The organism is Amphritea sp. HPY (genome assembly GCF_050870985.1).
Classification (GTDB): domain Bacteria; phylum Pseudomonadota; class Gammaproteobacteria; order Pseudomonadales; family Balneatricaceae; genus Amphritea.
Genome location: NZ_CP194015.1, coordinates 2,891,852 through 2,914,147, shown reverse-complemented (window position 1 = coordinate 2,914,147; position 22,296 = coordinate 2,891,852). Strand labels below are relative to the sequence as shown.

Genomic DNA, 22,296 nt, shown 5'->3' with positions numbered 1-22,296 from the left:
GAATATGAAATTAGGTCTGGTAGTTGATCTGGATACCTGTGTTGGTTGTCACGGTTGCGCCACTGCGTGTAAGCAGTGGAACACCTCTGGCACCATCGGCCCGCTGTCCGATAAAGACCCGTACGGCCGTGATCCGAATGGCGCATGGCTGAACCGTATCCGTACCTATGAAGTGGACGATACACCGAACAGTAAAACTGTAAACATGCCGATGTCCTGTATGCATTGCGATAACGCGGCCTGCGTTACTGTATGCCCGACCGGCGCATCCTACAAGCGTGAAGAGGATGGCATCGTTCTGGTCGACCAGGATAAGTGCATGGGTTGTAACTTGTGTTCATGGGCTTGCCCGTACGGCGCCCGTGAGTTGGATCCCCATGAAGGCACGATGAAGAAGTGTACCTTATGCGTGGATCGTATTTACGACGAAAAACTGCCGCAAGACGAGCGTAAGCCGGCCTGTGTTATGACCTGTCCGACTAAGTCGCGGGTATTCGGTGACTTTGATGATCCGAATTCAGAAGTCAGCCAGCTGGTACGTGATCGTGCCGGTAAACAGCTGATGCCTGAGCTGGGTTACAACCCGGTCAATACCTACCTGCCACCGCGCAATAAGCCGGTTGTGGAGGTATATGAGCCAAGGTCTGTAGCGGCGACAGTTAAAGACTGGGTGAACAAAGTTATTGCTCGATAAGCAGGTTTAGCCGGGGTCATAAATGATCCCGGCTGTTACTTAGAAAAATTATAAAAATTGTTGGTTATTAAAATATTAGCCAATAGAAAAACGGAGTCTTTACTATGCATCCGGCTTTTTCAGTTCTTGTATTTACGGTGATGTCCGGCGCGGGTTACGGCCTGCTGACATTGCTGGTGTTGGGTCACCTTAGTGGTCTGGCGCAGTTGCAAAACAGCGCAGTACTGCTCAGTGGCGGCATCCTGTCACTGGTGTTGATTACGGTTGGCCTGTTGTCATCTACGCTGCACCTTGCAAACCCTAAGAATGCCTGGCGTTCTTTCAGCCGCTTCAAGACTTCATGGTTGTCCCGTGAGGCTGTGTTTGCGGTGCTGTTCTACCCATTTGTACTGATCTATCTGGCGGGTATCTGGTTCGGCGGGAGCGATGTAACAGGTATTCCTCTGCTGGCCGGTATTATTGGCGCAGTACTGGCGATGGTTACCCTGTTTTGCACTAGTATGATCTACGCCAGCCTGAAGACAATCCGCCAGTGGAACTCCTCCCTGACGCCGATTAACTACATTGCGCTGGGTCTGATGTCCGGTTCTTTGTTGCTGGCGACTGTGCAGGCGATCATCTCCGGTGATCTGTCGGGTACGCTGCAGGTATTGTCACTTTCACTGCTGGTACTCGGTGCTGTTGGCAAACTGGTATATCTGTTCTGGATCGGCAAGCCCGCCGGCAGCACCATCAATACCGCGACCGGTTTTACCCAGGCCAGCGTGCGTCTGCTGGATCAGGGTCATACCTCTAACAGTTTCCTGAATAATGAATTTGGCTACACCGTCGAAGCGAACAAGCTGGTACGTCTGCGCCTGCTGATGCTGGTGCTGGCATTTGTCGTGCCGTTCCTGCTGTTGCTGACCGGTAGCAGCACGTTACTGGTTGTTGCTGCGCTATTGACTGTTGCAGGCCTGCTGGTTGAGCGTTGGTTGTTCTTCGCTGAGGCACGCCACGTGGTACGCCTGTTCCACGGTGATCAGACAGTTTAATTTTACTGACGAAAACCGATTCGATGAAGTTTGAAACCGGTAATTCTGCAACAGGTGAGCTGTAGTAGCAGTTTAATTCCACAGACGGAGACAGATTTAATGAACTTTGAAACCCGTAATCCTGCGACCGGTGAACTGCTGGAACAGTTTGATCAGCTGACCGACGTACAGTTGGAACAGCGCCTGAACCAGGCTGAAACCACTGCCCATGCCTGGGCGGCCAGCTCGTTTGATGAACGTTCTCAGCTGTTGAAAGCGGTCGCGACCGAGCTGCATCAGCAGCGTCAGTCTCTGGCAGAAACTATCTCGCTGGAGATGGGTAAGTTGCTCAGTGAAGCGTTAGGCGAAGTCGATAAATGTGCCCTGGCCTGTAGTTATTATGCCGAGCATTCCGCAGAGATGTTGCAGGATGAACTGGTGGAAACGCCAGCCCGCCGCAGCCTGATCAGCTATCAGCCACTGGGTATCGTACTGGCGATTATGCCGTGGAACTTCCCCCTGTGGCAGGTGTTCCGTTGCCTGGTTCCGGCGCTGATGGCGGGTAATGGTGTGTTGCTCAAGCATGCGCCGAATGTACCCCGTTGCGCTAAAGCGATCGAGCAGATCCTGCGCGATGCCGGTGCGCCGGAAGGCCTGGTAACCGACCTGACTATTTCTGTAGAACAGACCGGGCAGGTGATCGCCGATCACCGGGTGCAGGGCGTTGCCTTCACCGGCAGCGAAGGCGCCGGGCGTCAGATCGCTGCGCTGGCCGGACAGCACCTGAAGAAAGTCGTGCTGGAGCTGGGTGGTTCCGATCCGTTCATCATCCTGGATGATGCTGACCTTGAAAAAGCGATGGACGCAGCGATGCGGGCCCGTTTTGCGAATGCCGGTCAGATCTGTATCGCAGCGAAACGCTTTTTGGTGGTGCCAAGCCGAATCGAAGAGTTCACAGCCATGATGGTTGAGCGGGTTAACAAACTGCGCCAGGGCGATCCGATGCAGGCTGAGACGACTATCGCGCCGATGGCCCGTGCCGACCTGCGGGATAAGGTTCAGCAGCAGGTACAGGCCAGCCTGGATGAGGGCGCACAGCTGTTGACCGGTGGTGAGAATCTGCCCGGTGATGGTTACTACTTTGCGCCGACAGTACTCAACAACGTCAAGCTGGGTATGACCGCCTATAACGAAGAGATCTTCGGCCCGGTCGCTGCGATCATTGCAGTACGGGATGAAGCGGATGCGGTGGCACAGGCCAATGCAACCCGCTTTGGTTTAGGTGCCAGTATCTGGACCGAAGACCTGGAGAAGGGCGAAGCGATGCTGCGTCAGATCGATGTCGGTAACGCTTTCCTCAACGCTCAGGTTGCCAGCGATATCCGCATGCCGTTCGGCGGCGTCAAAGCCTCTGGCCTGGGTCGGGAATTGGGAATCAGTGGTATTCGGGAATTCTGTAATACCAAGTCGATTTGGGTCGCTTAATCAAACGGCGCAGCCGTTTGATTAAGCAAGTGGCTAGACCGCAGCTTCGCTGCTAGCTAGAACGGAGGGCAAGCCCTCCTGCTAGTAGCTAGAAAAAACGTAAGGGCCTTCTTTATGAGGTTTGGTGCGTGGTCAGCGGAGTGCTTACGGTGTAAGGGATTTGAGTAGGAAAAAAACGCGCCTTTGGGCGCGTTTTTTTGTTTTTGAAATGACTCCAGAAAGTTTCATCTGACCCCACTTTTTAGGGTCGGGAATTGGGAATCAGTGGTATTCGGGAGTTTTGTAATACTAAGTCGATTTGGGTCGCTTAAAAAAGCAGTAGCTAGATCGTCGCTTCGCGACTGGCTAGAACGGAGGGCAAGCCCTCCTGCTAGTAGCTAGAAAAAGCGTAAAAGCCTTCTTTATAGGTTTTGGTGCGTGGTCAGCGGAGTGCTTACGGTGTAAGCGATTTGAGTAGGAAAAAACGCGCCTTTGGGCGCGTTTTTTGGTTTTTGACGGACGTTAACGCCGCATTAACGGAACGGAAAACCGCGCAGCGGTTTGGAGTTCCGAGCCAGCTTGCTGGCGGAAGTTGAATGCCTTGTTATAGTTTTTCATGTCAGAACCGAGAATCATTTTCGCAAGGAACCCCATCACGGTCGCCGTCCATTTTGGTATTTGGACAGTTGTTTATAAAGAAAACAGCTTCTGCTCTTGAGGTCATTTGACTGCAATGCTCTCGACCATCACACCTAAAGTTTGAAGTTGGCTGCTGATAAAAAGTATCGCTGCGTTGCTCTGCGACAGCAGCGGGGACAGAAACGGAGTTATGAGTAGTGCCTGAATTTTTGGAGTAGTAGTTCCAAGCGGTAAAACCGATAAGCGCGAGAATAATGATCTTTTTCAAACTCAACATCCTATGTCAGAGAAAACTATAACGCCGCAAACATGGGCTCGCGCAGCGAGTCCAAATGCTTTGCCTTGTTATATTTTTGTACTCATTAGTTTGTGACTACCAGAAAAACCAAATTTCTCATACAAAGCATGTGCATCATCTGTTACAAGAAATTGGAATTTATTTTTCCATCTAGGATCATTAATCATTGTTTCTACTAGCCACTTGCCAAGACCTTTGCCACGATGTTTAGGGTCAACAATGACATCAGCGACATATGCAACTGAGGCAAAATCTGTGACAACTCGTCCAAAACCAACTTGGTTTTCATCATGGAATAGAGAAAAACAAACACTATTTTCTATTGAGATTTTAATAGTTTCAATATCTCTTTCATTAGCCCAATATGACTTTCTAAGTAATGATTCAACTTTATCTAATTGAACCATATTACGCTTGTCATGAATTTGATAATCATCTTTCGAATACATCATTGTTCTCTTAGAAAATATAACAGCTAAATAGACGTCAAATTGACGTGATATAACACGTCAATTTGACGTATAACTCCGGAATGGGATTTGGAGGGGAGGGGCAACGTATTGATATCCATAAGCTTTCCTTAACTTACTTGGTGTCCATTTGTGAAAACACGTCAAACTGATGACTATCCTTGCACAATCCATCAATGGATTAAAGTGGGTTGGGTCAGAGAAATTCTGAATATTGATGGTGCAGGTCAAAAGGAGTGGTTAAACAGGGTTGTATGTTTTCCGTCAGGCACAAAAAAAGCGCCTGTAGGCGCTTTTTTCTGCTGCAATTGCTTACAGCGGTATGTTCTTTCGGGCAGGCAATGCAACTGATAAAGAAGGATTTTTCTAGCCACTAGCAGGAAGGCTTGCCTTCCGTTCTAGCTAGTCGCGAAGCGACGATCTAGCAGCTGCTTTTATGATTTTTCTAGCCACTAGCAGGAGCTGAAGGCTCCGTTCTAGCTAGCAGCGAAGCTGCGGTCTAGCCACTTGCTTCTAAAACCGTTCCGGTTTTTAGATGCGCGCTAAGTCTTCCCGCAATTCACGTATCTTCGATGCCATTACCTGCTCCAGGCGGTCGAGCTCGTTGAGCAGGATTGCGCGGCGGTCGCCGTTGTTATGGGCCTTGGACAGGCTGTTGAGCTCGTCGATTGCGCCGATAAGAACCGGGTCGCTACCACTGTTCTTACTACTCTGGGCCTGGGCTTTGCTGTCGGCGGCAACTACTTTATTCCGCTCAAAGCAGAAGCTGCTGCTGTTCGGCAGGGTAGAGCCTTCCGGGCGCTTGAAGTAGATCTTCAGTATTTCCTGATCGTCTTTATTGCTTAGCTTGTAGTGACTGATGCTATCGATCTCGGTCAGTCCCATCGCCTGAAGAGTAGTGTATTCGGACATTGTTCTACCTGCTTATTATCATAATTAGATGCGTGTTTTGGCCAGCTTCTAGAATAATTCAGCGATCTGGAAACAGTAGGACCAGTTTGATGCCATTGATATGACCAGCGTGTCTGATCTGGCTCTAAGCCGGCTTTTTTTCTGGTTCTAAACCTGCAGTAACGCATTTCATATAGTTAGATCATACCGCTGGCAGCGACATTAGATTTGCTCTGGCGGGCTGAATCGCAGGTGTGTGGTGGCACCGGAGTCAGCGTCCTTATAAGAAAATAACATGTAGGAGATAGTCGGGTTATGGCTACTAAGTCTTTCGTTAAAGTTGAGCTCCAGCCAGAAACTGTTGAGCTGTTCGACCGTTACCACAAGTACACCGGCACTTCCCCGGAATTTTATATTCAGCAGCTGGTAGAAAAGACCCTGCCAACGGTGCAGGCGATGGTCGATGCGATGGATGAGGCCAGTGCCGATCCGGATGCCAATATTGATGTAATGGAGGTGTTTGGCCGCAAGATGGCTGAGGCAGCTCTGGTACAGAAGAATGCCGCTCAGGATGAGCCGCTGGTGGTTAATTAACAGTAAGGTTATTCCGGTTAATTAAGACCTCGTTTGATGTTGTTCCTTGTTTTCTTTTTTACGCACTTTTAAGCCGCTGTTTAGCGGCTTTTTTTTCGCTCTGAAAATACCTTCATGACTGGCTTGATTAACCGGTCCTCTGGGTAAAGCGAGTGAGTGTTCTGAAGCAGAATAATACCTGTTAATTGATTGTCATGTGGCGACTGAGGTGAATTCTGAACCCCCGTATATACTGCATAGATGACGCATCTGATTGATATTCGCCGTGCTGTATAGAAAGCGAACTGTGCGACAGGTCAGGCATACCGCCTCTGTTCACTATCGCTATCCGCGCTTATGCATATTCATGCTGCTTATTCTTAGCAGCATTTCTGGTTTGAGTTATGGCGCCGATCATACCGATGCTTTGATCGCTACCTTTCAGCAATCGCATAAGTATCGTTCCGTGCAGCTTAAACTGACTCCGCTGGTATCTCCGACAGATAAAAAAAGGGGGCTGGCGGGGGTGTCGGAAATCCCTCCCGGAACTGGCTTGTTATTGGAGTCTAATCCGCATCAGGATACCCGTATCTGGATGAAGGGAATGTTGATTTCTATAGATATTATCTTTGTCTCTGCAGCCGGATATGTACTGGCTACGGTTGAGAGTGTTGCTCCTTGTGTGGCTGGCGAGCCCTGTTCTGTTTATAGCGCCGCGAATGTTCGCTATGTTATTGAAACCCGGCCGGGTTTTGTTCATAAGCATCAGATCGACAGTAAAACACGAGTTATGATTCCGAACCTGTTGCCGGGTCGCCATTGATTACTGAATACAGGTTTATGGCTTGAAGACCTGCTTATCTGTGACTAGCTTTAACACTATTAAAGTTATTTTCAGGCCCAAATAAAAGGCCCGAAAAGCAGGCAAGAGGATATTGAGATGCTGACATTTCCAGCTCCTCAAAAACTCCTCAGGATGAGGCTCGGTCGCCCGGACAGCGACACTTCTGTTTTTTTTATCAGTGGATTGAATAACAAGCTGGCTACTTTAACTCTGGTAGCTTTCTGTTTAACTACCTCATCATTGGCTCTTGCTGAACAATCTTCGGCTATAGCAATATCGGTTGGTGAATTTGATGCCTTCGACGATGCTGTCTCGGAAGTCGGGATTGAATATCGCGCTGCGCCACTTGAGTCTATGTATGACCTGATACCCGCAGTTGGTTTAGCGGCTAATTCTGATGATGCCTACTGGCTGTACGGCGGTGTTCGTTATGACTTCCAATTCAGCGGGAGCTGGGTGCTGACACCGCACATAGCAGTAGCTTTGTATGAAGATAACGGCGCTAAAAAAATGGGCTCGACTTTTCAGTTTCGATCTGGATTGGAGGTGGCGTACAAGTTTAGTGAAAGCTCTCGCTTAGGGGTAGGGGTTAATCATCTTTCAAATGGCAGTTTTGCTGATGAGAACCCCGGGGCGGATTCATTGGTCATTAGTTATAGCTTTGCACTCTGAGCATTGAGATAAGCGGTCGTCAGAGTCCGTTTATCTTTTGCCCTGGGTGTGAGCTGACAGGGGAGTATGGCGGCTATGTATTAGTTCACCCCTGGTTGCTAGCGCCGTAGTCAGCCTTTTTTCACTGCGCCTTTATCGCAATCCCAGCGAAAGCTGCGAAATGCCTTCGCTGCTTTGTCTTCCAGGGGAATGCTGTGCAGGCGTTTGATGTTGTCATCGGTGAAGAACAGTTGTGCTTCTGCAATCAGTGTTTCTGCGGCGACAAAGTTCTGTTCCACCTGATCGATCCAGTCAGCCGGAATAGCGACAGACTGTACGCCTTCCTTCGCTTTTGCATCCAGTTCGGTTAGCGGTTTCAGGACCCGTTCAATTAGCAGTTGACGGATATCGGCGGTAAATACGTCGAGGCCTTCAAGTTGTTCTATATCCTGAAGTTGCTGATCGCTGGCGTCGTTCTCGATCAGGCTCTCGAAAACGGAGCTTTCCTCTTTTTTGGCCTGTAGCTCTTTCAATGCAATGATTAGTTCCGGCGGACAGGCTTTCTGGAACTGACTCAGGGACTGGTATAGCCAGTTTGCGCCTTTGGACATCTGCTTGAGTTGCTGTACCCGCAGCTTAATATTGGCGCTTTCTGTGATGAAAGTATCCAGTTCTATCTGGCGGGTAGCCGCTTGTACAGCAGGCGCTCGGGTACGGCTCCGGGTCGCGGTGCTTGTACCTGAACTGGTTCGGCTGCGGGTCGCTTTGGCTGGCTTTAGCGCCGATGGGTCCATAAACCGCTTGGCGCAGCTTTCACATAAGCTGCAATCGCCACCGTCTTTTGTTCTGACCAGATAGCCTTTCTTGTGATTCTGGTAACAGTTACTGACACTGCAACAGGCTATTTTACGGGGGAAGGAATACGCGGCAAGTACGAAACGAAACAGTGGTTTTAATGGCCGTACAGAATCCTGATATTTGGGTCGACCGGTAATATCAGTCAGGGTATTGATGGTTATTTTTTCTTCGGTATAAAAGGCCATCGCGCTTAATCCTGTATGCGGCATATCAAGTGGCATAGTGTACCCAGTGCGCCGCAGCATAGAAACAGTGGCAGGGCTGAAAAGTATAAGTTTCAGTACTTACCGAAAAAATCAGGGGGCTTTCGTTTCTGCTGCTAAAATTTAGGGCACTGCTTGCTGTTATAAATTTATTGTAGTGGTCAGCTTTGTTTTGCTGCGCATTGTCTTTGAATAAGCAAAGGCCTGCGCAGGAGGTGTTCAAAATGTACTGGTTGCTATCCAGATTCAAATCTCTCGCGCTGTTAAGTCTTTTTATTGCAAACTTTGCATGTTCTGAAGAGCTGTCTGGCCTGCTCGATGGTAAGCGTTTTATCGGCCATAACGGCGAGCAAGGCTATGCGCTCGACCAGGACGAGGTTGAAGAGATAATTTTTCAGAATGGGCTTTTCACGTCGACTTCGTGCGAACCTTATAATTTTAACAGCAGCGAGTACTCAACCAGGGTGGTTGGTAATACGATCCATTTTGAAGCGGTAACTGAAAGCCCGAGCCATGGCAAAATTAGTTGGCAGGGAGTAGTGAGTGGCAGTACAGCTGAAATGACTTTTATCTGGACAAAAGAGCGTTGGTATTGGGATACACGCCGGGAATACTGGTTTAAAGGAGTGCTGAAGGAGTAGTTATTCCTGCTCTGATACATTGCATGGAAATGTTTTTATTGGGTGCATAGTATGCTCAAATCAGATGACAGCGGGTCAGCCCCATCCCGACTCACCCGATATCTGAAATATGCTTTAGTTTTAAGCATTATCGTGGTGTTAAATTATGCTGGCGCCTGGCTGGCGCAGCAGATCAATTTCCAGATATTTCCCCGCCATGATTCGATGCTGAACATGGCCATTTTGACGCTGGTTTTACTTTACATATTTTTGATGGCCATTCCATTTATGCCCGGCATTGAGATCGGTCTGGCGCTGATGTTGATGCTTGGGAGCAAGGGCGCATTATTAGTGTACCTGTGCACTCTTACAGCGTTATCGATCAGCTTCTTGGTTGGAAGATTGATACCTCCACGCTCGGTGTGCAGATTTCTTAAATGGCTACACCTTAACAAGGCCAGCATTCTTGTCCGCCAGATAGAGCCCTTAAATCAACATGATAGGCTTAAATTTCTCAACGAAAGAATTTCACCACGGCTTGCTATGTTGTTTGTAAAGTATCGCTATCTGAGTATTGCGGCATTATTAAATCTGCCGGGAAATGGGTTAATGGGCGGTGGCGGTGGCATCGCGCTGGTTATCGGAATGAGCAAAATTATCCCTTTCTACGCTTTCGTTCTTCTTTTGATTGTCGCTATAGCGCCAGTGCCGCTATGGTTCCTTTTATACGGAGGCTAGTGAAGAAGGGTTTTCGGGGGGGGGGGGGGTATGCAGAACGGGAGGCTTAATGTTTTATTGTATTAAAGCAGTTAAGAGTCGCTTCAAATACTCTTCAGTGATTGTCGGCATTCTGTTGTTTATTATGGTTGTATCAGAACAAGTCTTTGCCGGTTGGATTTCATTCGACACGGCGCCGGTCAATGAGGAAGGTTCAACGTCTATTCGTGGTCTTGTTTCGAAGCCTGAAGGAGGCGGACCATTTCCTGCTGTAATAATTGCACATGGTTGTTTTGGGGTTGAACCGAATCATCATATCTGGGCGCAACGCCTGAATGACTGGGGGTATGTCGCAATTATTGTAGATAGCTTTTCTTCCAGAGATGTATCTACTGTTTGTGAAAGCCCTAACCAGGTCTCACCCGAAACGCGTGCTTGTGATATCTATGGTGCAGCAGCATATCTTCGAAAACAGTCTTTTGTCAGACCTGACAAAATTGCCATGATCGGGTTTTCACACGGGGGATGGAGCGCTCTTTATGTCGCTCAGGATTACCTGCCTGAACAGGCAAAAGAAGCGCCGATTCAGGCGGTGGTCTCTTATTATCCATGGTGTGAGAGTTCCAGCCTTAAGACAACGGCATCGCCCTTGCTAATTCTGTCAGGTAAGGCGGATGACTGGACCCCTGTAAAAAGATGTTATGACTATATAGATGCTCAGGATCGTGGATACAGGAATAATATATCACTGAAGGTATTTGATAAGGCCTATCATGGATTTGACGACTCAAGCATGATCCCACCAGTAATATATGAAGGTTATACAATAGCCTACGATCAAGGTGCTGCTGAAAATTCAATAGATGCTGCAAAAGCGTTTTTAGAGCGCCATCTGGATTAGCTCTCGCCTGGGGTGCTGCTCTGGTATCGCCGCTGGATGTGGAAAAAAAGCACCATCACGACTGTTATAGCTGAGGGTAACAAAGCTAATTTGGTGCGTCGTGACAGTGCGGGCCAGAGTGGCTAAGGGTGGGAGTGGCAGCCCTGAAGAGGATGAGCATATCGTTTTTCAGGACGGTGCAGTGGACGCATCTGGTTTGGTAAACCATTGCCATCCCACCATGGTGGATCTGGGGTGAGACTTAACAGCCGCTATCGTCTCTACTTTCTCTTAGGGAAAAGGGATGGCGGCTGTTTCGGTCCTTAGATCTTGTGCCTGGGTTTTATGATCAGAGCTTATGCTTAGATCTTGTGATAAATCTCAGCGCCGGTCTCTTTAAACTCTTCCGACTTTGCCTGCATCCCTTTATCCGCCGCCGCTTCAATCGCTGCGACTTCGCTGGAATCCAGGTTACGTACTTCCTGCGAGATCTTCATCGAGCAGAATTTCGGGCCGCACATGGAGCAGAAGTGCGCGACTTTGGCGGACTCTTTCGGCAGGGTCTCATCGTGGAACGTACGGGCAGTATCCGGGTCCAGACCGATGTTGAACTGATCTTCCCAACGGAACTCGAAGCGCGCCTTGGACATCGCGTTATCACGAATCTGGGCACCCGGATGGCCTTTCGCCAGGTCGGCCGCATGGGCAGCGATCTTGTAGGTGATGATGCCGGTCTTCACGTCATCTTTGTTTGGCAGGCCAAGGTGCTCTTTCGGCGTGACATAACAAAGCATGGCGCAACCGTACCAGCCGATCATCGCCGCACCGATACCGGAAGTGATATGGTCATAGCCCGGTGCGATATCGGTAGTCAGTGGTCCAAGCGTGTAGAACGGTGCTTCGTGGCACTCGGTCAGCTGCTTGTCCATGTTCTCTTTGATCATGTGCATCGGCACGTGGCCAGGGCCCTCGATCATCACCTGTACGTCGTGCTTCCAGGCGATCTTGGTCAGCTCACCTAAGGTTTCCAGTTCGGAGAACTGCGCTTCGTCGTTAGCATCGTAAACCGAGCCCGGACGCAAGCCGTCGCCTAATGAGAAGGATACGTCATAGGCCTTGCAGATCTCACAGATCTCTTCGAAGTGGGTGTAGAGGAAGTTCTCTTCGTGGTGCGCCAGACACCACTTCGCCATGATAGAACCACCGCGGGAGACGATACCGGTCATCCGCTTGGCGGTCATCGGTACGTAGCGCAGCAGTACACCGGCATGAATAGTGAAGTAATCCACCCCTTGCTCAGCCTGTTCGATCAGGGTGTCGCGGAACACTTCCCAGGTCAGGTCTTCGGCCACGCCGCTGACTTTTTCCAGCGCCTGGTAGATAGGTACAGTACCGATCGGTACCGGCGAGTTACGCAGGATCCATTCGCGGGTTTCATGAATGTTCTTACCGGTAGACAGGTCCATGATGGTATCGGAACCCCAGCGGATACCCCAGGTCATCTTCTCCACTTCTTCCTCGATGGAAGAACTCAGCGCCGAGTTACCGATGTTACCGTTGATCTTGACCAGGAAGTTACGACCGATGATCATCGGCTCGACTTCCGGATGGTTGATGTTGGCCGGAATAATGGCACGACCTTCAGCCACCTCTTTACGGACAAACTCAGGGGTGATCTGTTCCGGCAGCTGGGCGCCGAAGCTATGGCCCGGATGCTGCTGATCAACCATCTGACCTTCGGCGCCGGCTTTGGCCAGCTTCATGTTCTCGCGGATAGCGATGTATTCCATCTCCGGCGTGATGATGCCTTTACGGGCATAATGCAGCTGGGAAACGTTAGCGCCTTCTTTGGCGCGCAGTGGCTTTCGTGTCAGCTCAAAACGCAGGTGGTCCAGACGCAGATCCTGCTCGCGGCCACGGCCGTATTCGGAACTCAGACCATCCAGTTGCTCAGTATCATTACGCTCGTCAATCCAGCCAGCACGCAATGTTTCAAGGCCTTTACGGACATCGATCTCGGCTTTCGGATCAGTATACGGGCCGGAAGTGTCGTAAACATACAGCGGCTCATTCTTTTCGCCGCCCATATCGGTCGGGGTATCGTCCAGTGAGATCTCGCGCATCGGTACCTGAATGTCAGCACGGGAACCTTCGATGTAAACCTTGCGCGAGTTAGGGAACGGCTGAACGGATGCTTCGTCAACCTGTGCGCTGCGACTCAGCACGGTATTGTTATCTGACATAGAACTACCACCTTATTATTGTTTTCTATCTTTATTCTTCGTTCACTATTATTGATACGTCTGATCGCCTGTCGTTATAAATTAGTAATAACGTAGATGTAACCTTGCTCATCAACAAAAGGCAGTCGAATCAGGGAATATTGCGGATAACTATAGCGATAGAACAGATGCCCTGATTAGTGCCAGAAATGGATGCGACTCAGGGCCAGTAAACTCTGTATTATCGCAAGCAGTGAAGAGGCTATCTGGCTGGCCCCACTTGTGCCTCTGCTCTGTATCTACCGGTTTGTTATAGCATTCTTATACTAAAGGGCCAGAACTAAGACCGGATCAGATTGCCTGATTTATCGTGTCGTTAAGGAGATATCTATGACCGGCATACCTAAACAGCTACCTTTTACTAATGGTGCCGGTAAGCAGTGGCTGTCTGAAATGATGCCGGGCTTTATATTGTGCCTGGTGGTAGGCATGGCGGCAAAGTTTGTCTCTGAGCACTATGGCGGCCCGACTATTCTCTATGCGTTGCTAATGGGCATGTCGCTAAACTACTTGTCTCAGGAAGGCCGCTGCATAGCCGGTATTCAGTTTGCTGCGAAGTCAGTACTGCGTTTTGGTATCGCATTGCTCGGTGCCCGTATTACCTTTGAACAGTTACTGGGATTAGGCTTCACGCCCATCGCTATTGTCCTGGCGGGTGTGCCGGCAACCATTCTGTTTGGCTACTTCTGTGGTCAGTGGCTGAAGCTAAGCAAGTCCCAGAGTGTTCTCTCCGGCGCATCTGTCGGTATCTGTGGTGCATCTGCGGCTCTGGCTGTTTCTGCAGTGTTACCGGAAGACAAAGAATCAGAGAAGAATCTGATCTTTACGGTGATCAGCGTGACAGCGCTGAGTACCGTAGCGATGATCGCTTATCCACTGATAGTGACCGGACTGAACCTGAGCGAAGCTGAGAGTGGCATATTTCTCGGCGCGACGATCCATGATGTCGCCCAGGTGGTTGGTGCAGGTTATATGATGTCTGACGATGTCGGTGATGTTGCGACTTTTACTAAGTTGCTGCGGGTCGCGGCACTGGTACCGGTGGTTATCGTCATCTCCCTGCTGTTTGCGAAAAAGGGTAAAGCAAAATCGCAGGGTGGGTCATCGCTGCCGTTGCCGGGCTTTCTGATCGCGTTTGTGGTGATCGTCGCGATCAACAGCACCGGTTATATCCCTCAGCTGGTATTAGATGGTATGACCGAACTGTCCCGCTGGTGCCTGATTATCGCCATGGTAGGGCTGGGCATGAAGGCCTCTTTCAAGGAGCTTTCTGAAATGGGCTGGCGGCCAATAGCGCTGATGGTTGCTGAAACAGTATTCCTGGCTGCGCTGGTTGCGATCTGGTTATTCATGGCGCGCTAACTGTGTGGTACTAACTCTCAATTCGCATGCACTTTAGTCTATTCCATAGCCCGGTAACCTGTTTCAGGTACCGGGTTTTTTACTGCCTGAAATCCTCATGTCAGGCCTTATCAAGTATGTTTTTCCAGTTTCTTCAACCGCTTTTATTTTCCTGAATTTTTCTCAGTCCCCCGTCGTTTATGGGGTTCAAATGAGTCATTTGCGTCGCAAATGATCTTATTAGAACTATTGATTTCTGTTATGTCGAGTCTCCAGCTAATCTGATTTTCAGCAGCTAACCAGCTTGCTTGTGTAACGTCCGGACCTGCAAAAGTGCCAAAGGTCATACGTAAAAATTAGAAAAATAAGAGGATTCCAAACATGCAGATGCCACACACTTTGTCGATTCCAAACGGCGAAAAGGTGCAGCCAACATTTTCCAAAGAGGAGCTTAACGGCCGTCTGGAAAAGCTGCGCCGCTATATGGCTGAAAACGACCTGCAGGCAGTGTTGTTTACTTCTTACCACAACATCAACTACTACAGCGATTTCGTTTACTGTCGCTTTGGCCGCGACTACGGCCTGGTGGTAACAGCTGATTCTTATACTACTGTGACTGCGAACATCGATGGCGGCCAGCCGTACCGTCGTAACCAGTTGGGCGACAACGTTGTATATACCGACTGGCAGAAAGATAACTTTTTCTACGCACTGAAGAACCTGGTTAAAGATGGTGGCAAAATCGGCGTTGAATACGATCATATGCCACTGCAGAACCTGGAAAAGATGAAAGCAGCTTTCCCTTCTTCAGACTTCGCGGATATCGGTGTGCCGACCATGAAGATGCGCATGATCAAGTCAGCGGAAGAGATAGCTGTGATCAAGAATGGCGCGCGGGTTGCTGATGTGGGTGGTGCTGCGATCCGTGACGCGATTGCGGTTGGCGTACCTGAGTATGAGGTTGCGCTGGCGGGTGTACAGGCGATGGTACGTGAGATTGCCAAGACTTACCCCCATGGTGAGCTGATGGATACCTGGGTCTGGTTCCAGTCCGGTATTAATACCGATGGTGCACATAACCCGGTGACCAGCCGTAAGGTTGAGGCGGGTGATATCCTGAGCCTGAATACCTTCCCGATGATTGCCGGTTACTACACCGCACTGGAACGTACTCTGTTCAGTGAGTTCGCATCAGATCGTCACCTGGAGCTGTGGGAGATCAACTGTAAAGTGCATCGCCGCGGTCTGGAGCTGATCCGCCCGGGTGCCCGCTGCAGCGATATCGCCGCAGAGCTGAACGAAATATTCCTGCAGCATGATGTGTTGCAGTACCGCACCTTCGGCTACGGCCACTCTTTCGGCACGCTGAGCCACTACTACGGCCGTGAAGCAGGTCTGGAGCTGCGTGAAGATGTCGACACAGTAATCGAGCCGGGCATGGTGGTGTCTATGGAGCCAATGCTGATGCTGCCGGAAGGTCTGGCTGGCGCCGGTGGTTACCGCGAGCACGATATCCTGGTAGTGGGTGAGGACAGTGTTGAAAACATCACTAAGTTCCCATTCGGCCCTGAGCACAACATCGTTAAATCCTGATAACTGAGCCAGTTAACTGCACCGCTAAGTAACCCTGTTGCTTAGCAGTGCGGATATAACCTGCCCCTGTCTGCAGCACATAGATTAGGGCAGGGAATGCTCTGCTGTTATAGCAGACAATGCTAGATCCTGTTCCACTAATAAAAATAATAGAGGTGGTCAAATGACCCGATTAAGCAAAAAGTTTACCGGGGTGCTCGCCGCAGCAGCCCTCTCCGCAAGTGCTTTAACTCTGACACTCCCTGCCCAGTTGCAGGCTGCAGAAGGTGGCCATATTCTGGCGCACGTGATGCCGACAGATCATATTTTTAACAGTGTATCTGAACAGTTCATCAGTAAGCTGGATGAGTTGTCAGGTGGCACTGTAAATATTGAATATCATCCGGGTGGCGATCTGGGTGACTGGTCTACCATTACCGAACAGGTGATGCAGGGCGCTCTGCCAATGACTATGGCCTGGTCCAATTCAGAGCTGGATCCGCGTCTTGATATTGCGAATCTGGGTTATGTTGCTGATGACTGGGAAAGTGCAACTAAGGTGTACGGTCCGGGTAGTCAGATGGATAACCTGTTCGCTGAGATCTATGACGGACTGAATGTTGAACTGCTGGGTACACTGCCAACCGATTTCACAGGTTATGTGGTGCGTAAAGGCGTCGATATTCCGGTCAAGATTCCTCAGGATGCTAAAGGCTTTAAGATCCGCGTGCCTAACTATCCGATGGCGATCGACCGTTACAGCGCGCTGGGTTTCTCCGTAGTGCCGATGGCATTCTCTGAGGTGCATACCGCACTGCAGACAGGCGCGATCGACGGCCGTGCATTCTCTCCTCCCTATGAAGTGCTGATGTTCCGCGATGTTCTGCGTGCTTACGTGTATACCCGTGAATCTTTCGAACCAACTTTCTGGATTGCAAGCAAGAGCTGGTTGGCTGGCCTGAGCGATCAGGAACGCGCCTGGGTTCATGAAGCTGCCGACTATGCCACCAAGTGGGCGTGGGATAACGCTGAAGAGTTCAGCCAGGGCTGGTTGGATAAGATTCAGGCTGCTGGTATCGAAGTGCTGGAGCAGGATCCTGCCCAGGCTGCAGCTTACAAGCAGACTGTAATGGAGGTCGAATGGCCGATCATGGAAGGCCTGCTGGGTAAGAAGATCATGTCTGACCTGAAACAAACCGCCGGTCTGTAATACCCGGGGTAGTTCTGGAGAGCCTGCGAACTGCGTTATGCAGGCTCTTTCTGTAAGAGCAATCAACGGAGCTTAATTATGAGTATCGAGTATACCCATCCGGATGAAATGGTCGGACCGGCTTACGTCAAAGCAGTACCGGGGGATGCCAAAGCCAGACAAAGCCTGTTCTACCGGCTTGAAGCCCGCCTGGCACAAGTGATTGCCGTAGCGATGGTACTTTCGACAATAGCACTTGGTTTATTGATGGCGGCACAGGTTGTGATGCGCTATGGCCTGGAATCTCCTTTTCTGGGAATTGAAGAACTGGCACCAATGCTGGCGCTGTGGGCCTATTTTCTGGGCATGATCTACGCCACCCGGGATCAGGATCATATTTCCGGCGGCATTATCGCCCTGATCTTTAAAAACCGCACGCTGATACAAGCGATCCGTCTGGCGGGTAGTTGTGCCTGTTTACTGGCGGTATGTGTGTTTGGCTATTTTGCACTGAAGTTTGCCCAGTTCAACCTGGATCTGCATCGAAAAAGCATCTATATGCGCTGGCCTAAGTATCTTTGGGATTTCAGCATGGTCACCGGTTTTGCACTGATGGCGTTCTATTACTGCCTGCAAATTATCGCTGAAGTCCGGGACCTGAAAAATGGTTCGGATAGCTCTTGAGTTAGTTCTGAATAGAAGTACGGATTAATAAGCGCTGAGTAAATAGTTCCCGGGTAATAATCATTACTCATTGAAAATAGTGCTCATAGAAAAATAATAAGTAAAAAGGTGTGGCCATGACAATATTCTTCCTGACTATTGCGATTGTCGTTGTTCTGCTGCTGCTTGAAGTACCAGTAGGTTTTTCTTTCGGTCTCGGCGCGTTGTTTTATGGTATACAGAGCGGGACCGATATCTCTTTCCATGCCGGTTATGGCTATTCACAGATAGGGGCGTTCTCACTGTTGGCACTGCCACTGTTCGTGCAGGCCGGAACCCTGATGGGTACCGGTGGTATATCGGAGCGCTTACTGGATTTTGTGAATGCTTTTGTGGGCCGGACTAAAGGTGGTCTGGGTGCGGTAACCGTGCTCAGCTGTGCCATGTTTGGCGCAATCTCAGGCAGCGCTTCAGCCGCAATTGCCGCGATCGGCAAGATCATGGTGCCGCGGATGATCAAGGAAGGTTATCCAGAGGGACACGCGACCGCATTGGTTGCAGTATCGTCGGTGCTGGCACTGATGATACCGCCAAGTATCCCAATGATCGTGTTCGCGATTGCAACCCGGCAGTCGGTGGCAAAAGTATTTCTTGCAACTATGTTACCGGGCATTTTACTGGCGCTGGTGTACTGTGCGCTGAACTTCTGGTTCCTGCGTAACAACAACACCATAAAGGTTTCACCTAAGCTGCCGCTGCGTGGTGTAGGGCGGGAGATCTGGGGTGCAGGAAAGCGAGCTTCCCTGGCGATCATCATGCCGTTCATTATCCTGGGCGGAATCTACAGCGGTATCGCAACTCCGACGGAAGCGGGGGCTGTTGCCCTGGTATATACCCTGTTAGTCGGTTTTGTAATCTACCGCACGATGACGATACGTAACCTGTTTGAGTCGAGTAAAGATGCCGCCATCTTAACCGGTTCGGTGATCATGGTGCTGTTCTTCCTGTTTATTCTCAGCCGGGGCATGATTCTGGCGCAGATACCGAATCAGTTTGCCGAACTGCTACTGAGTATCTCGGATAATAAAATTATCCTGCTATTGATCATCAATATGCTGTTATTGCTGATGGGGATGATCGTTGATGATGTTTCCGGCGGAGTACTGGCAGCGATAATTCTGATGCCGGTGGTGCAGAAGATAGGCATTGATCCGATTCATTTTGCCGCCATCGTGGGTACAAACCTCGGTCTGGGTAATATTTCACCGCCTTGTGCGCCATTACTCTACATGGCCGGCGGGGTGACCAAGCTATCGCTGGATAAATATATCGGGCCAACCATGAAGTTCCTGTTGCTGGGGCATCTGCCAATGGTATTTGTGGTTACTTTCATACCTGAACTTAGTCTGTGGCTGCCAAGCTTGCTGGACTGATCAATTCCTCTACTACCGATATCAGTTGCTGCTGATATCGGTATTCACGTTTTTAAAATATGCAGTGATTAAGTCAACTCTGCAGCATGTTTTACTCGGAGAGTTTTTATGGTGACCTGGTTAATAACTGTGGCGGGAAAGGATCAGCCTGAGCTGCTACATAAGTTCTGTGAAACCATCGCCCTGATGGAAGGGGTATTTCTGGATAAGCAACAGACAGTGATGGCGGGGCAGGTTACTGCTATGTTCAAAGTTTGTTTGCCGGCCACTCACGTGTCGTTTGCCAGAAAGATGTTTGCCGAATACACAGTTAATGGGCTGGAGGTTGTTTCGGTACAGGAGATCAGTGCAGAGGCGGGTGCTGGCAGCCACCAGATATTGGAACTGCTGTTGGAAATACAGGGCCAGTATCGTTTCGGTATTGATCATGATATCCGGACAATTCTTGAGTGCCATGGTGCTCAGATAGAGCAGTTGAATCAGCATTACGTTGGTCAGACATCGGTTGGCGAGTCGCAGTTCAGCTCAACAATTCGGGCAGTATTGGCCCATCCGATATCCGAACCTGATCTGTTACAGGCGTTACATCGCCTTTCGCCAGGGCTGAATATCCGCATCAGCATTACCGAGCACGAGGTTGTATTGGCCAGCTAGTCGAAGCAAATTTAAAGAAACAGTCTGAAGAGATCGTGTTATGGGTGAGTTAGCCGTTCTATGTGCTGCCTATTCGATCAGTTTGTTTTATCGCGGGATGCTGGCGGTTATTGCGCCTGAAATTTCAGCAGAGTTAGTGCTGGATGAGAGCATGCTAGGGTTACTGGCGTCGAGCTTTTTTATCAGCTTTGCTATCGCTCAGATACCCAGTGGTATCTTGCTGGACCGGTTTGGCGGGCGCCTTACAATAGCTGGATTTTTATGGCTTGCCGTTTGCGGAACCCTGCTGTTCAGTGTGGCTGATAGTTACTGTCCGGCGATATTGGCACAGGTGCTGTTAGGTATCGGTTGTGCACCAATCTTTACCGGCACAATGTTGTTTATCGGTCGTCGTTTTGATCCCCTTCGTTTTGCTTATATTACTGCGCTGGTGATCGCTATTGGCAGTGTCGGAGACCTGCTGGGAACTACTCCATTGGCGATGCTGGCTGATGAATTTGGCTGGCGCGGTTCGTTGCGGCTGGTGGCACTGATTACAGCTTTGATAGCGTTACTTTGTCTGTTCGGTTTGAACAGTGATAAACCTCCGGCAAATCATGAAACTTTGAGGCATATGCTGCAGGGGATGGCGCGGATTCTCAGGGTTCGCTCGTTATGGCCGTTGCTACCGATGTTTCTGGTTAGCTATGCAGTGCTGATGGCGATTCGCGGAGTATGGAGCGGCCCATATCTGGCGGATCTGTTTGGTTCTGATGCGGCAGAACGGGGGCTTATTCTGATGGCGATGTCGGTTGCCATGGCTCTCGGCACTTTTATGCTGGGCATGTTGGATCGCAGATTTCAATATACTAAAGCCGTTGTTATCGTCAGCTCTGTGCTGGCGATGTTTCCGCTTGTTTTATTGACGGTCTATCCTGCAGAAAGTGCTTATCTCGCGATGCTGGCATTTATCATGCTGGGTCTGTTTGGCTTTAATTATCCCTTATTGATGTCTCACTCCAGAACATTTCTGTCATCGCAGTATCTGGGGCGGGGTATGGCGGTGCTGACCGCTGCCAGCTTCATCGGTGTTGCGCTGGTTCAGGCAGGGAGTGGTTGGTTGCTGGAATGGGCAATAGCTGAGCAGTTCTCTACGGCGAACCAATACCGGATATTGTTTGTTACGTTATCGATAATGATGGTTATCGCTATTCTTATCTACTGCTTCAGTAGTCGGCAGGGTAGAGCCGATCAGCCGGTATCTGTTGTGTCAACGAACCGTGAGGAGGCTATTTCCGGAATCCTGGGGGATCTTAAGTGATGCCGGATAGCTCTGGCTCTGTTTCAGGCCGCGGCGGAGGAAGTCCAGAAGCAGAGCCGCAGCGGGCGATAAATTATTCTGGTCGTAGTTGAATCCGATGGTCACCTTGCCCAGCTCCGGCAAGTCACTATAGGTTTTCTCTGCCTGAAAAGTATCGGGAATGGTGTTCAGCACCAGGGCGCTGATTCCCAGGCCGGCTTTTATGGCCGATTGAATTCCCAGCAAACTGGATGAACAGTAAAGTACCCGCCAGGGGATATTGGCTTTGTTCAGCGCATCGGTGATGTGTTTACGGTAGATGCATCCTTGCGGATAAAGCACCAGAGGGACGGGCTGGCTGTTGTTCAGGTTAAACCCCGGATCGGCGATCCAGGAGAGTGTTTCAACGATATAGTCCTCTTCGGCAAAACCGTGTTCCGGATACTCATCCATCGTCATGACCAGATCATAGGAACCCTTCTTATAGCCATCACGCAGGTTGATACTGACATCTGAGGTCACATCCAGGGTGACATCGGGGTAGGCACGGGAAAACTTAGACAGTAATACCGGCAGGAAAGAAACTTCGAAGTCATTAGGCGTGCCCAGTCGCACAGAACCACTAACGGAGGGTGTCGACAGGCGTGACACCACCGTATCGTTCATCTCCAGTATTTTGCGCGCCGAACTGTACAGAACCCGTCCTTCCTCCGTTAGCTGCAGGCCACCAACCCTGTTGAACAGCTGAACATCCAGTAACTCTTCCAGCCGTTTTACCTGCAGGCTGATCGCCGGTTGGGAGCGGCCGAGCAGATCTCCGGCCGGAGTAAAGCCGCCCAGATCGTTAATGGTGGTGAAGGTGCGCAGCAGATCCATGGGAATATTTTTCATCGCGACAGGCCGGTATTTTATTGTTGTATCGGAACACATAGTTAAAGGTACCTCTGAAGTATAAGCAATGCAAATGACATCATTAAAACTATTAGTTGGACTAATGGCTCTCAGATTTTTAGCATCGTTATATCTGTGCAACGGTTGCCAATCTATATACCGCTAACTGCCAGGTAA

Annotated in this window: 22 protein-coding genes; 16 read left to right on the top strand and 6 right to left on the bottom strand. The window is 49.9% G+C overall.

Annotated elements, in window-relative coordinates; all coding sequences use genetic code 11:
• The first annotated feature begins 4 nt into the window (after positions 1-4).
• The 3 genes from ACQUQM_RS12900 (at position 5) to ACQUQM_RS12890 (ending at position 3,192) form a co-directional block, all read left to right on the top strand.
• Positions 5-694, top strand: a complete 690-nt coding sequence (locus ACQUQM_RS12900) for a 4Fe-4S dicluster domain-containing protein (RefSeq protein WP_432470293.1) — start codon at positions 5-7, stop codon at positions 692-694.
• A 104-nt stretch (positions 695-798) separates the two neighbouring features.
• Entirely contained in the window at positions 799-1,728 is a 930-nt protein-coding gene (locus ACQUQM_RS12895; RefSeq protein ID WP_432470292.1) for a dimethyl sulfoxide reductase anchor subunit family protein, read from the top strand.
• A 99-nt stretch (positions 1,729-1,827) separates the two neighbouring features.
• Entirely contained in the window at positions 1,828-3,192 is a 1,365-nt protein-coding gene (locus ACQUQM_RS12890; RefSeq protein ID WP_432470291.1) for an NAD-dependent succinate-semialdehyde dehydrogenase, read from the top strand.
• A 598-nt stretch (positions 3,193-3,790) separates the two neighbouring features.
• Here ACQUQM_RS12890 and ACQUQM_RS12885 read toward each other — a convergent pair.
• The 3 genes from ACQUQM_RS12885 to ACQUQM_RS12875 all read right to left on the bottom strand — a co-directional run bounded on the left by ACQUQM_RS12885 (position 3,791) and on the right by ACQUQM_RS12875 (position 5,490).
• Positions 3,791-4,078, bottom strand: a complete 288-nt coding sequence (locus ACQUQM_RS12885) for an excalibur calcium-binding domain-containing protein (RefSeq protein ID WP_432470290.1) — start codon at positions 4,076-4,078, stop codon at positions 3,791-3,793.
• A gap of 77 nt (positions 4,079-4,155) precedes the next feature.
• A complete protein-coding gene (locus ACQUQM_RS12880; RefSeq protein ID WP_432470289.1) occupies positions 4,156-4,560 on the bottom strand; it encodes a GNAT family N-acetyltransferase in 405 nt (134 codons plus the stop codon).
• A 549-nt stretch (positions 4,561-5,109) separates the two neighbouring features.
• Positions 5,110-5,490, bottom strand: coding sequence for a DUF3461 family protein (locus ACQUQM_RS12875; RefSeq protein ID WP_432470288.1), 381 nt, complete (start codon positions 5,488-5,490; stop codon positions 5,110-5,112).
• Positions 5,491-5,784: 294 nt separating this feature from the next.
• Here ACQUQM_RS12875 and ACQUQM_RS12870 point away from each other — a divergent pair, with 294 nt between their 5' ends.
• From ACQUQM_RS12870 to ACQUQM_RS12860, 3 genes are all read left to right on the top strand, one after another.
• A complete protein-coding gene (locus ACQUQM_RS12870; RefSeq protein ID WP_432470287.1) occupies positions 5,785-6,063 on the top strand; it encodes a hypothetical protein in 279 nt (92 codons plus the stop codon).
• Positions 6,064-6,349: 286 nt separating this feature from the next.
• Entirely contained in the window at positions 6,350-6,865 is a 516-nt protein-coding gene (locus tag ACQUQM_RS12865; RefSeq protein WP_432470286.1) for a DUF192 domain-containing protein, read from the top strand.
• Between the two features lie 117 nt (positions 6,866-6,982).
• On the top strand, positions 6,983-7,558 hold the full coding sequence (locus ACQUQM_RS12860) for an acyloxyacyl hydrolase (RefSeq protein ID WP_432470285.1): 576 nt from the start codon (positions 6,983-6,985) through the stop codon (positions 7,556-7,558).
• Positions 7,559-7,668: 110 nt separating this feature from the next.
• On the opposite strand, the gene ACQUQM_RS12855 is transcribed toward ACQUQM_RS12860, so the two are convergent.
• Positions 7,669-8,616 carry a hypothetical protein gene (locus tag ACQUQM_RS12855; RefSeq protein WP_432470284.1) on the bottom strand — a complete coding sequence of 316 codons (948 nt, stop codon included), beginning with the start codon at positions 8,614-8,616 and terminating at the stop codon, positions 7,669-7,671.
• Positions 8,617-8,822: 206 nt separating this feature from the next.
• On the opposite strand from ACQUQM_RS12855, the gene ACQUQM_RS12850 reads away from it, so the two are divergent.
• From ACQUQM_RS12850 to ACQUQM_RS12840, 3 genes are read left to right on the top strand one after another with little or no spacing between them, the layout of a single operon-like run.
• Complete coding sequence (locus ACQUQM_RS12850; protein WP_432470283.1) at positions 8,823-9,239, top strand: hypothetical protein; 417 nt, start codon at positions 8,823-8,825, stop codon at positions 9,237-9,239.
• 51 nt (positions 9,240-9,290) lie between these two features.
• Positions 9,291-9,956 carry a hypothetical protein gene (locus ACQUQM_RS12845; protein ID WP_432470282.1) on the top strand — a complete coding sequence of 222 codons (666 nt, stop codon included), beginning with the start codon at positions 9,291-9,293 and terminating at the stop codon, positions 9,954-9,956.
• 49 nt (positions 9,957-10,005) lie between these two features.
• Positions 10,006-10,836, top strand: a complete 831-nt coding sequence (locus tag ACQUQM_RS12840) for a dienelactone hydrolase family protein (protein WP_432470280.1) — start codon at positions 10,006-10,008, stop codon at positions 10,834-10,836.
• A 341-nt stretch (positions 10,837-11,177) separates the two neighbouring features.
• Here ACQUQM_RS12840 and thiC read toward each other — a convergent pair whose 3' ends face one another.
• The gene (gene thiC, locus ACQUQM_RS12835) at positions 11,178-13,058 is read right to left on the bottom strand and encodes a phosphomethylpyrimidine synthase ThiC (RefSeq protein ID WP_432470279.1); all 1,881 of its coding nucleotides are present in this window, start codon (positions 13,056-13,058) and stop codon (positions 11,178-11,180) included.
• Between the two features lie 369 nt (positions 13,059-13,427).
• Between thiC and ACQUQM_RS12830 the strand changes: the two genes are divergently transcribed.
• From ACQUQM_RS12830 to ACQUQM_RS12800, 7 genes are all read left to right on the top strand, one after another.
• Positions 13,428-14,459 (top strand): YeiH family protein, encoded by a 1,032-nt coding sequence (locus ACQUQM_RS12830; RefSeq protein ID WP_432470278.1) that lies wholly within the window; start codon positions 13,428-13,430, stop codon positions 14,457-14,459.
• 360 nt (positions 14,460-14,819) lie between these two features.
• Positions 14,820-16,031, top strand: a complete 1,212-nt coding sequence (locus tag ACQUQM_RS12825; protein ID WP_432470277.1) for a M24 family metallopeptidase — start codon at positions 14,820-14,822, stop codon at positions 16,029-16,031.
• A 163-nt stretch (positions 16,032-16,194) separates the two neighbouring features.
• A complete protein-coding gene (gene dctP / locus ACQUQM_RS12820; RefSeq protein ID WP_432470276.1) occupies positions 16,195-17,220 on the top strand; it encodes a TRAP transporter substrate-binding protein DctP in 1,026 nt (341 codons plus the stop codon).
• 78 nt (positions 17,221-17,298) lie between these two features.
• Positions 17,299-17,883 carry a TRAP transporter small permease gene (locus tag ACQUQM_RS12815; protein WP_432470275.1) on the top strand — a complete coding sequence of 195 codons (585 nt, stop codon included), beginning with the start codon at positions 17,299-17,301 and terminating at the stop codon, positions 17,881-17,883.
• A 116-nt stretch (positions 17,884-17,999) separates the two neighbouring features.
• A complete protein-coding gene (locus tag ACQUQM_RS12810) occupies positions 18,000-19,295 on the top strand; it encodes a TRAP transporter large permease (protein ID WP_432470274.1) in 1,296 nt (431 codons plus the stop codon).
• A 108-nt stretch (positions 19,296-19,403) separates the two neighbouring features.
• Entirely contained in the window at positions 19,404-19,949 is a 546-nt protein-coding gene (locus ACQUQM_RS12805) for an ACT domain-containing protein (protein ID WP_432470273.1), read from the top strand.
• 40 nt (positions 19,950-19,989) lie between these two features.
• Entirely contained in the window at positions 19,990-21,249 is a 1,260-nt protein-coding gene (locus ACQUQM_RS12800) for an MFS transporter (protein ID WP_432470271.1), read from the top strand.
• Here ACQUQM_RS12800 and ACQUQM_RS12795 read toward each other — a convergent pair.
• Positions 21,199-22,119 carry a LysR substrate-binding domain-containing protein gene (locus ACQUQM_RS12795; RefSeq protein ID WP_432470270.1) on the bottom strand — a complete coding sequence of 307 codons (921 nt, stop codon included), beginning with the start codon at positions 22,117-22,119 and terminating at the stop codon, positions 21,199-21,201. The two genes, ACQUQM_RS12800 and ACQUQM_RS12795, sit on opposite strands and share 51 nt — an antisense overlap.
• Positions 22,120-22,296 lie beyond the last annotated feature (177 nt).

Excerpts from the sequence above, each read along its gene's own strand:
- ACQUQM_RS12810 (WP_432470274.1), top strand. The coding sequence starts at position 18,000 with ATGACAATATTCTTCCTGACTATTGCGATTGTCGTTGTTCTGCTGCTG.
- ACQUQM_RS12800 (WP_432470271.1), top strand. The coding sequence starts at position 19,990 with ATGGGTGAGTTAGCCGTTCTATGTGCTGCCTATTCGATCAGTTTGTTT.
- ACQUQM_RS12880 (WP_432470289.1), bottom strand. The coding sequence starts at position 4,560 with ATGATGTATTCGAAAGATGATTATCAAATTCATGACAAGCGTAATATG.
- ACQUQM_RS12860 (WP_432470285.1), top strand. The coding sequence starts at position 6,983 with ATGCTGACATTTCCAGCTCCTCAAAAACTCCTCAGGATGAGGCTCGGT.
- ACQUQM_RS12850 (WP_432470283.1), top strand. The coding sequence starts at position 8,823 with ATGTACTGGTTGCTATCCAGATTCAAATCTCTCGCGCTGTTAAGTCTT.
- ACQUQM_RS12875 (WP_432470288.1), bottom strand. The coding sequence starts at position 5,490 with ATGTCCGAATACACTACTCTTCAGGCGATGGGACTGACCGAGATCGAT.
- ACQUQM_RS12815 (WP_432470275.1), top strand. The coding sequence starts at position 17,299 with ATGAGTATCGAGTATACCCATCCGGATGAAATGGTCGGACCGGCTTAC.
- ACQUQM_RS12805 (WP_432470273.1), top strand. The coding sequence starts at position 19,404 with ATGGTGACCTGGTTAATAACTGTGGCGGGAAAGGATCAGCCTGAGCTG.
- ACQUQM_RS12890 (WP_432470291.1), top strand. The coding sequence starts at position 1,828 with ATGAACTTTGAAACCCGTAATCCTGCGACCGGTGAACTGCTGGAACAG.
- ACQUQM_RS12840 (WP_432470280.1), top strand. The coding sequence starts at position 10,006 with ATGTTTTATTGTATTAAAGCAGTTAAGAGTCGCTTCAAATACTCTTCA.
- dctP (WP_432470276.1), top strand. The coding sequence starts at position 16,195 with ATGACCCGATTAAGCAAAAAGTTTACCGGGGTGCTCGCCGCAGCAGCC.
- ACQUQM_RS12895 (WP_432470292.1), top strand. The coding sequence starts at position 799 with ATGCATCCGGCTTTTTCAGTTCTTGTATTTACGGTGATGTCCGGCGCG.
- ACQUQM_RS12870 (WP_432470287.1), top strand. The coding sequence starts at position 5,785 with ATGGCTACTAAGTCTTTCGTTAAAGTTGAGCTCCAGCCAGAAACTGTT.
- ACQUQM_RS12845 (WP_432470282.1), top strand. The coding sequence starts at position 9,291 with ATGCTCAAATCAGATGACAGCGGGTCAGCCCCATCCCGACTCACCCGA.
- ACQUQM_RS12855 (WP_432470284.1), bottom strand. The coding sequence starts at position 8,616 with ATGCCACTTGATATGCCGCATACAGGATTAAGCGCGATGGCCTTTTAT.
- ACQUQM_RS12825 (WP_432470277.1), top strand. The coding sequence starts at position 14,820 with ATGCAGATGCCACACACTTTGTCGATTCCAAACGGCGAAAAGGTGCAG.
- ACQUQM_RS12830 (WP_432470278.1), top strand. The coding sequence starts at position 13,428 with ATGACCGGCATACCTAAACAGCTACCTTTTACTAATGGTGCCGGTAAG.
- thiC (WP_432470279.1), bottom strand. The coding sequence starts at position 13,058 with ATGTCAGATAACAATACCGTGCTGAGTCGCAGCGCACAGGTTGACGAA.
- ACQUQM_RS12900 (WP_432470293.1), top strand. The coding sequence starts at position 5 with ATGAAATTAGGTCTGGTAGTTGATCTGGATACCTGTGTTGGTTGTCAC.
- ACQUQM_RS12795 (WP_432470270.1), bottom strand. The coding sequence starts at position 22,119 with ATGAAAAATATTCCCATGGATCTGCTGCGCACCTTCACCACCATTAAC.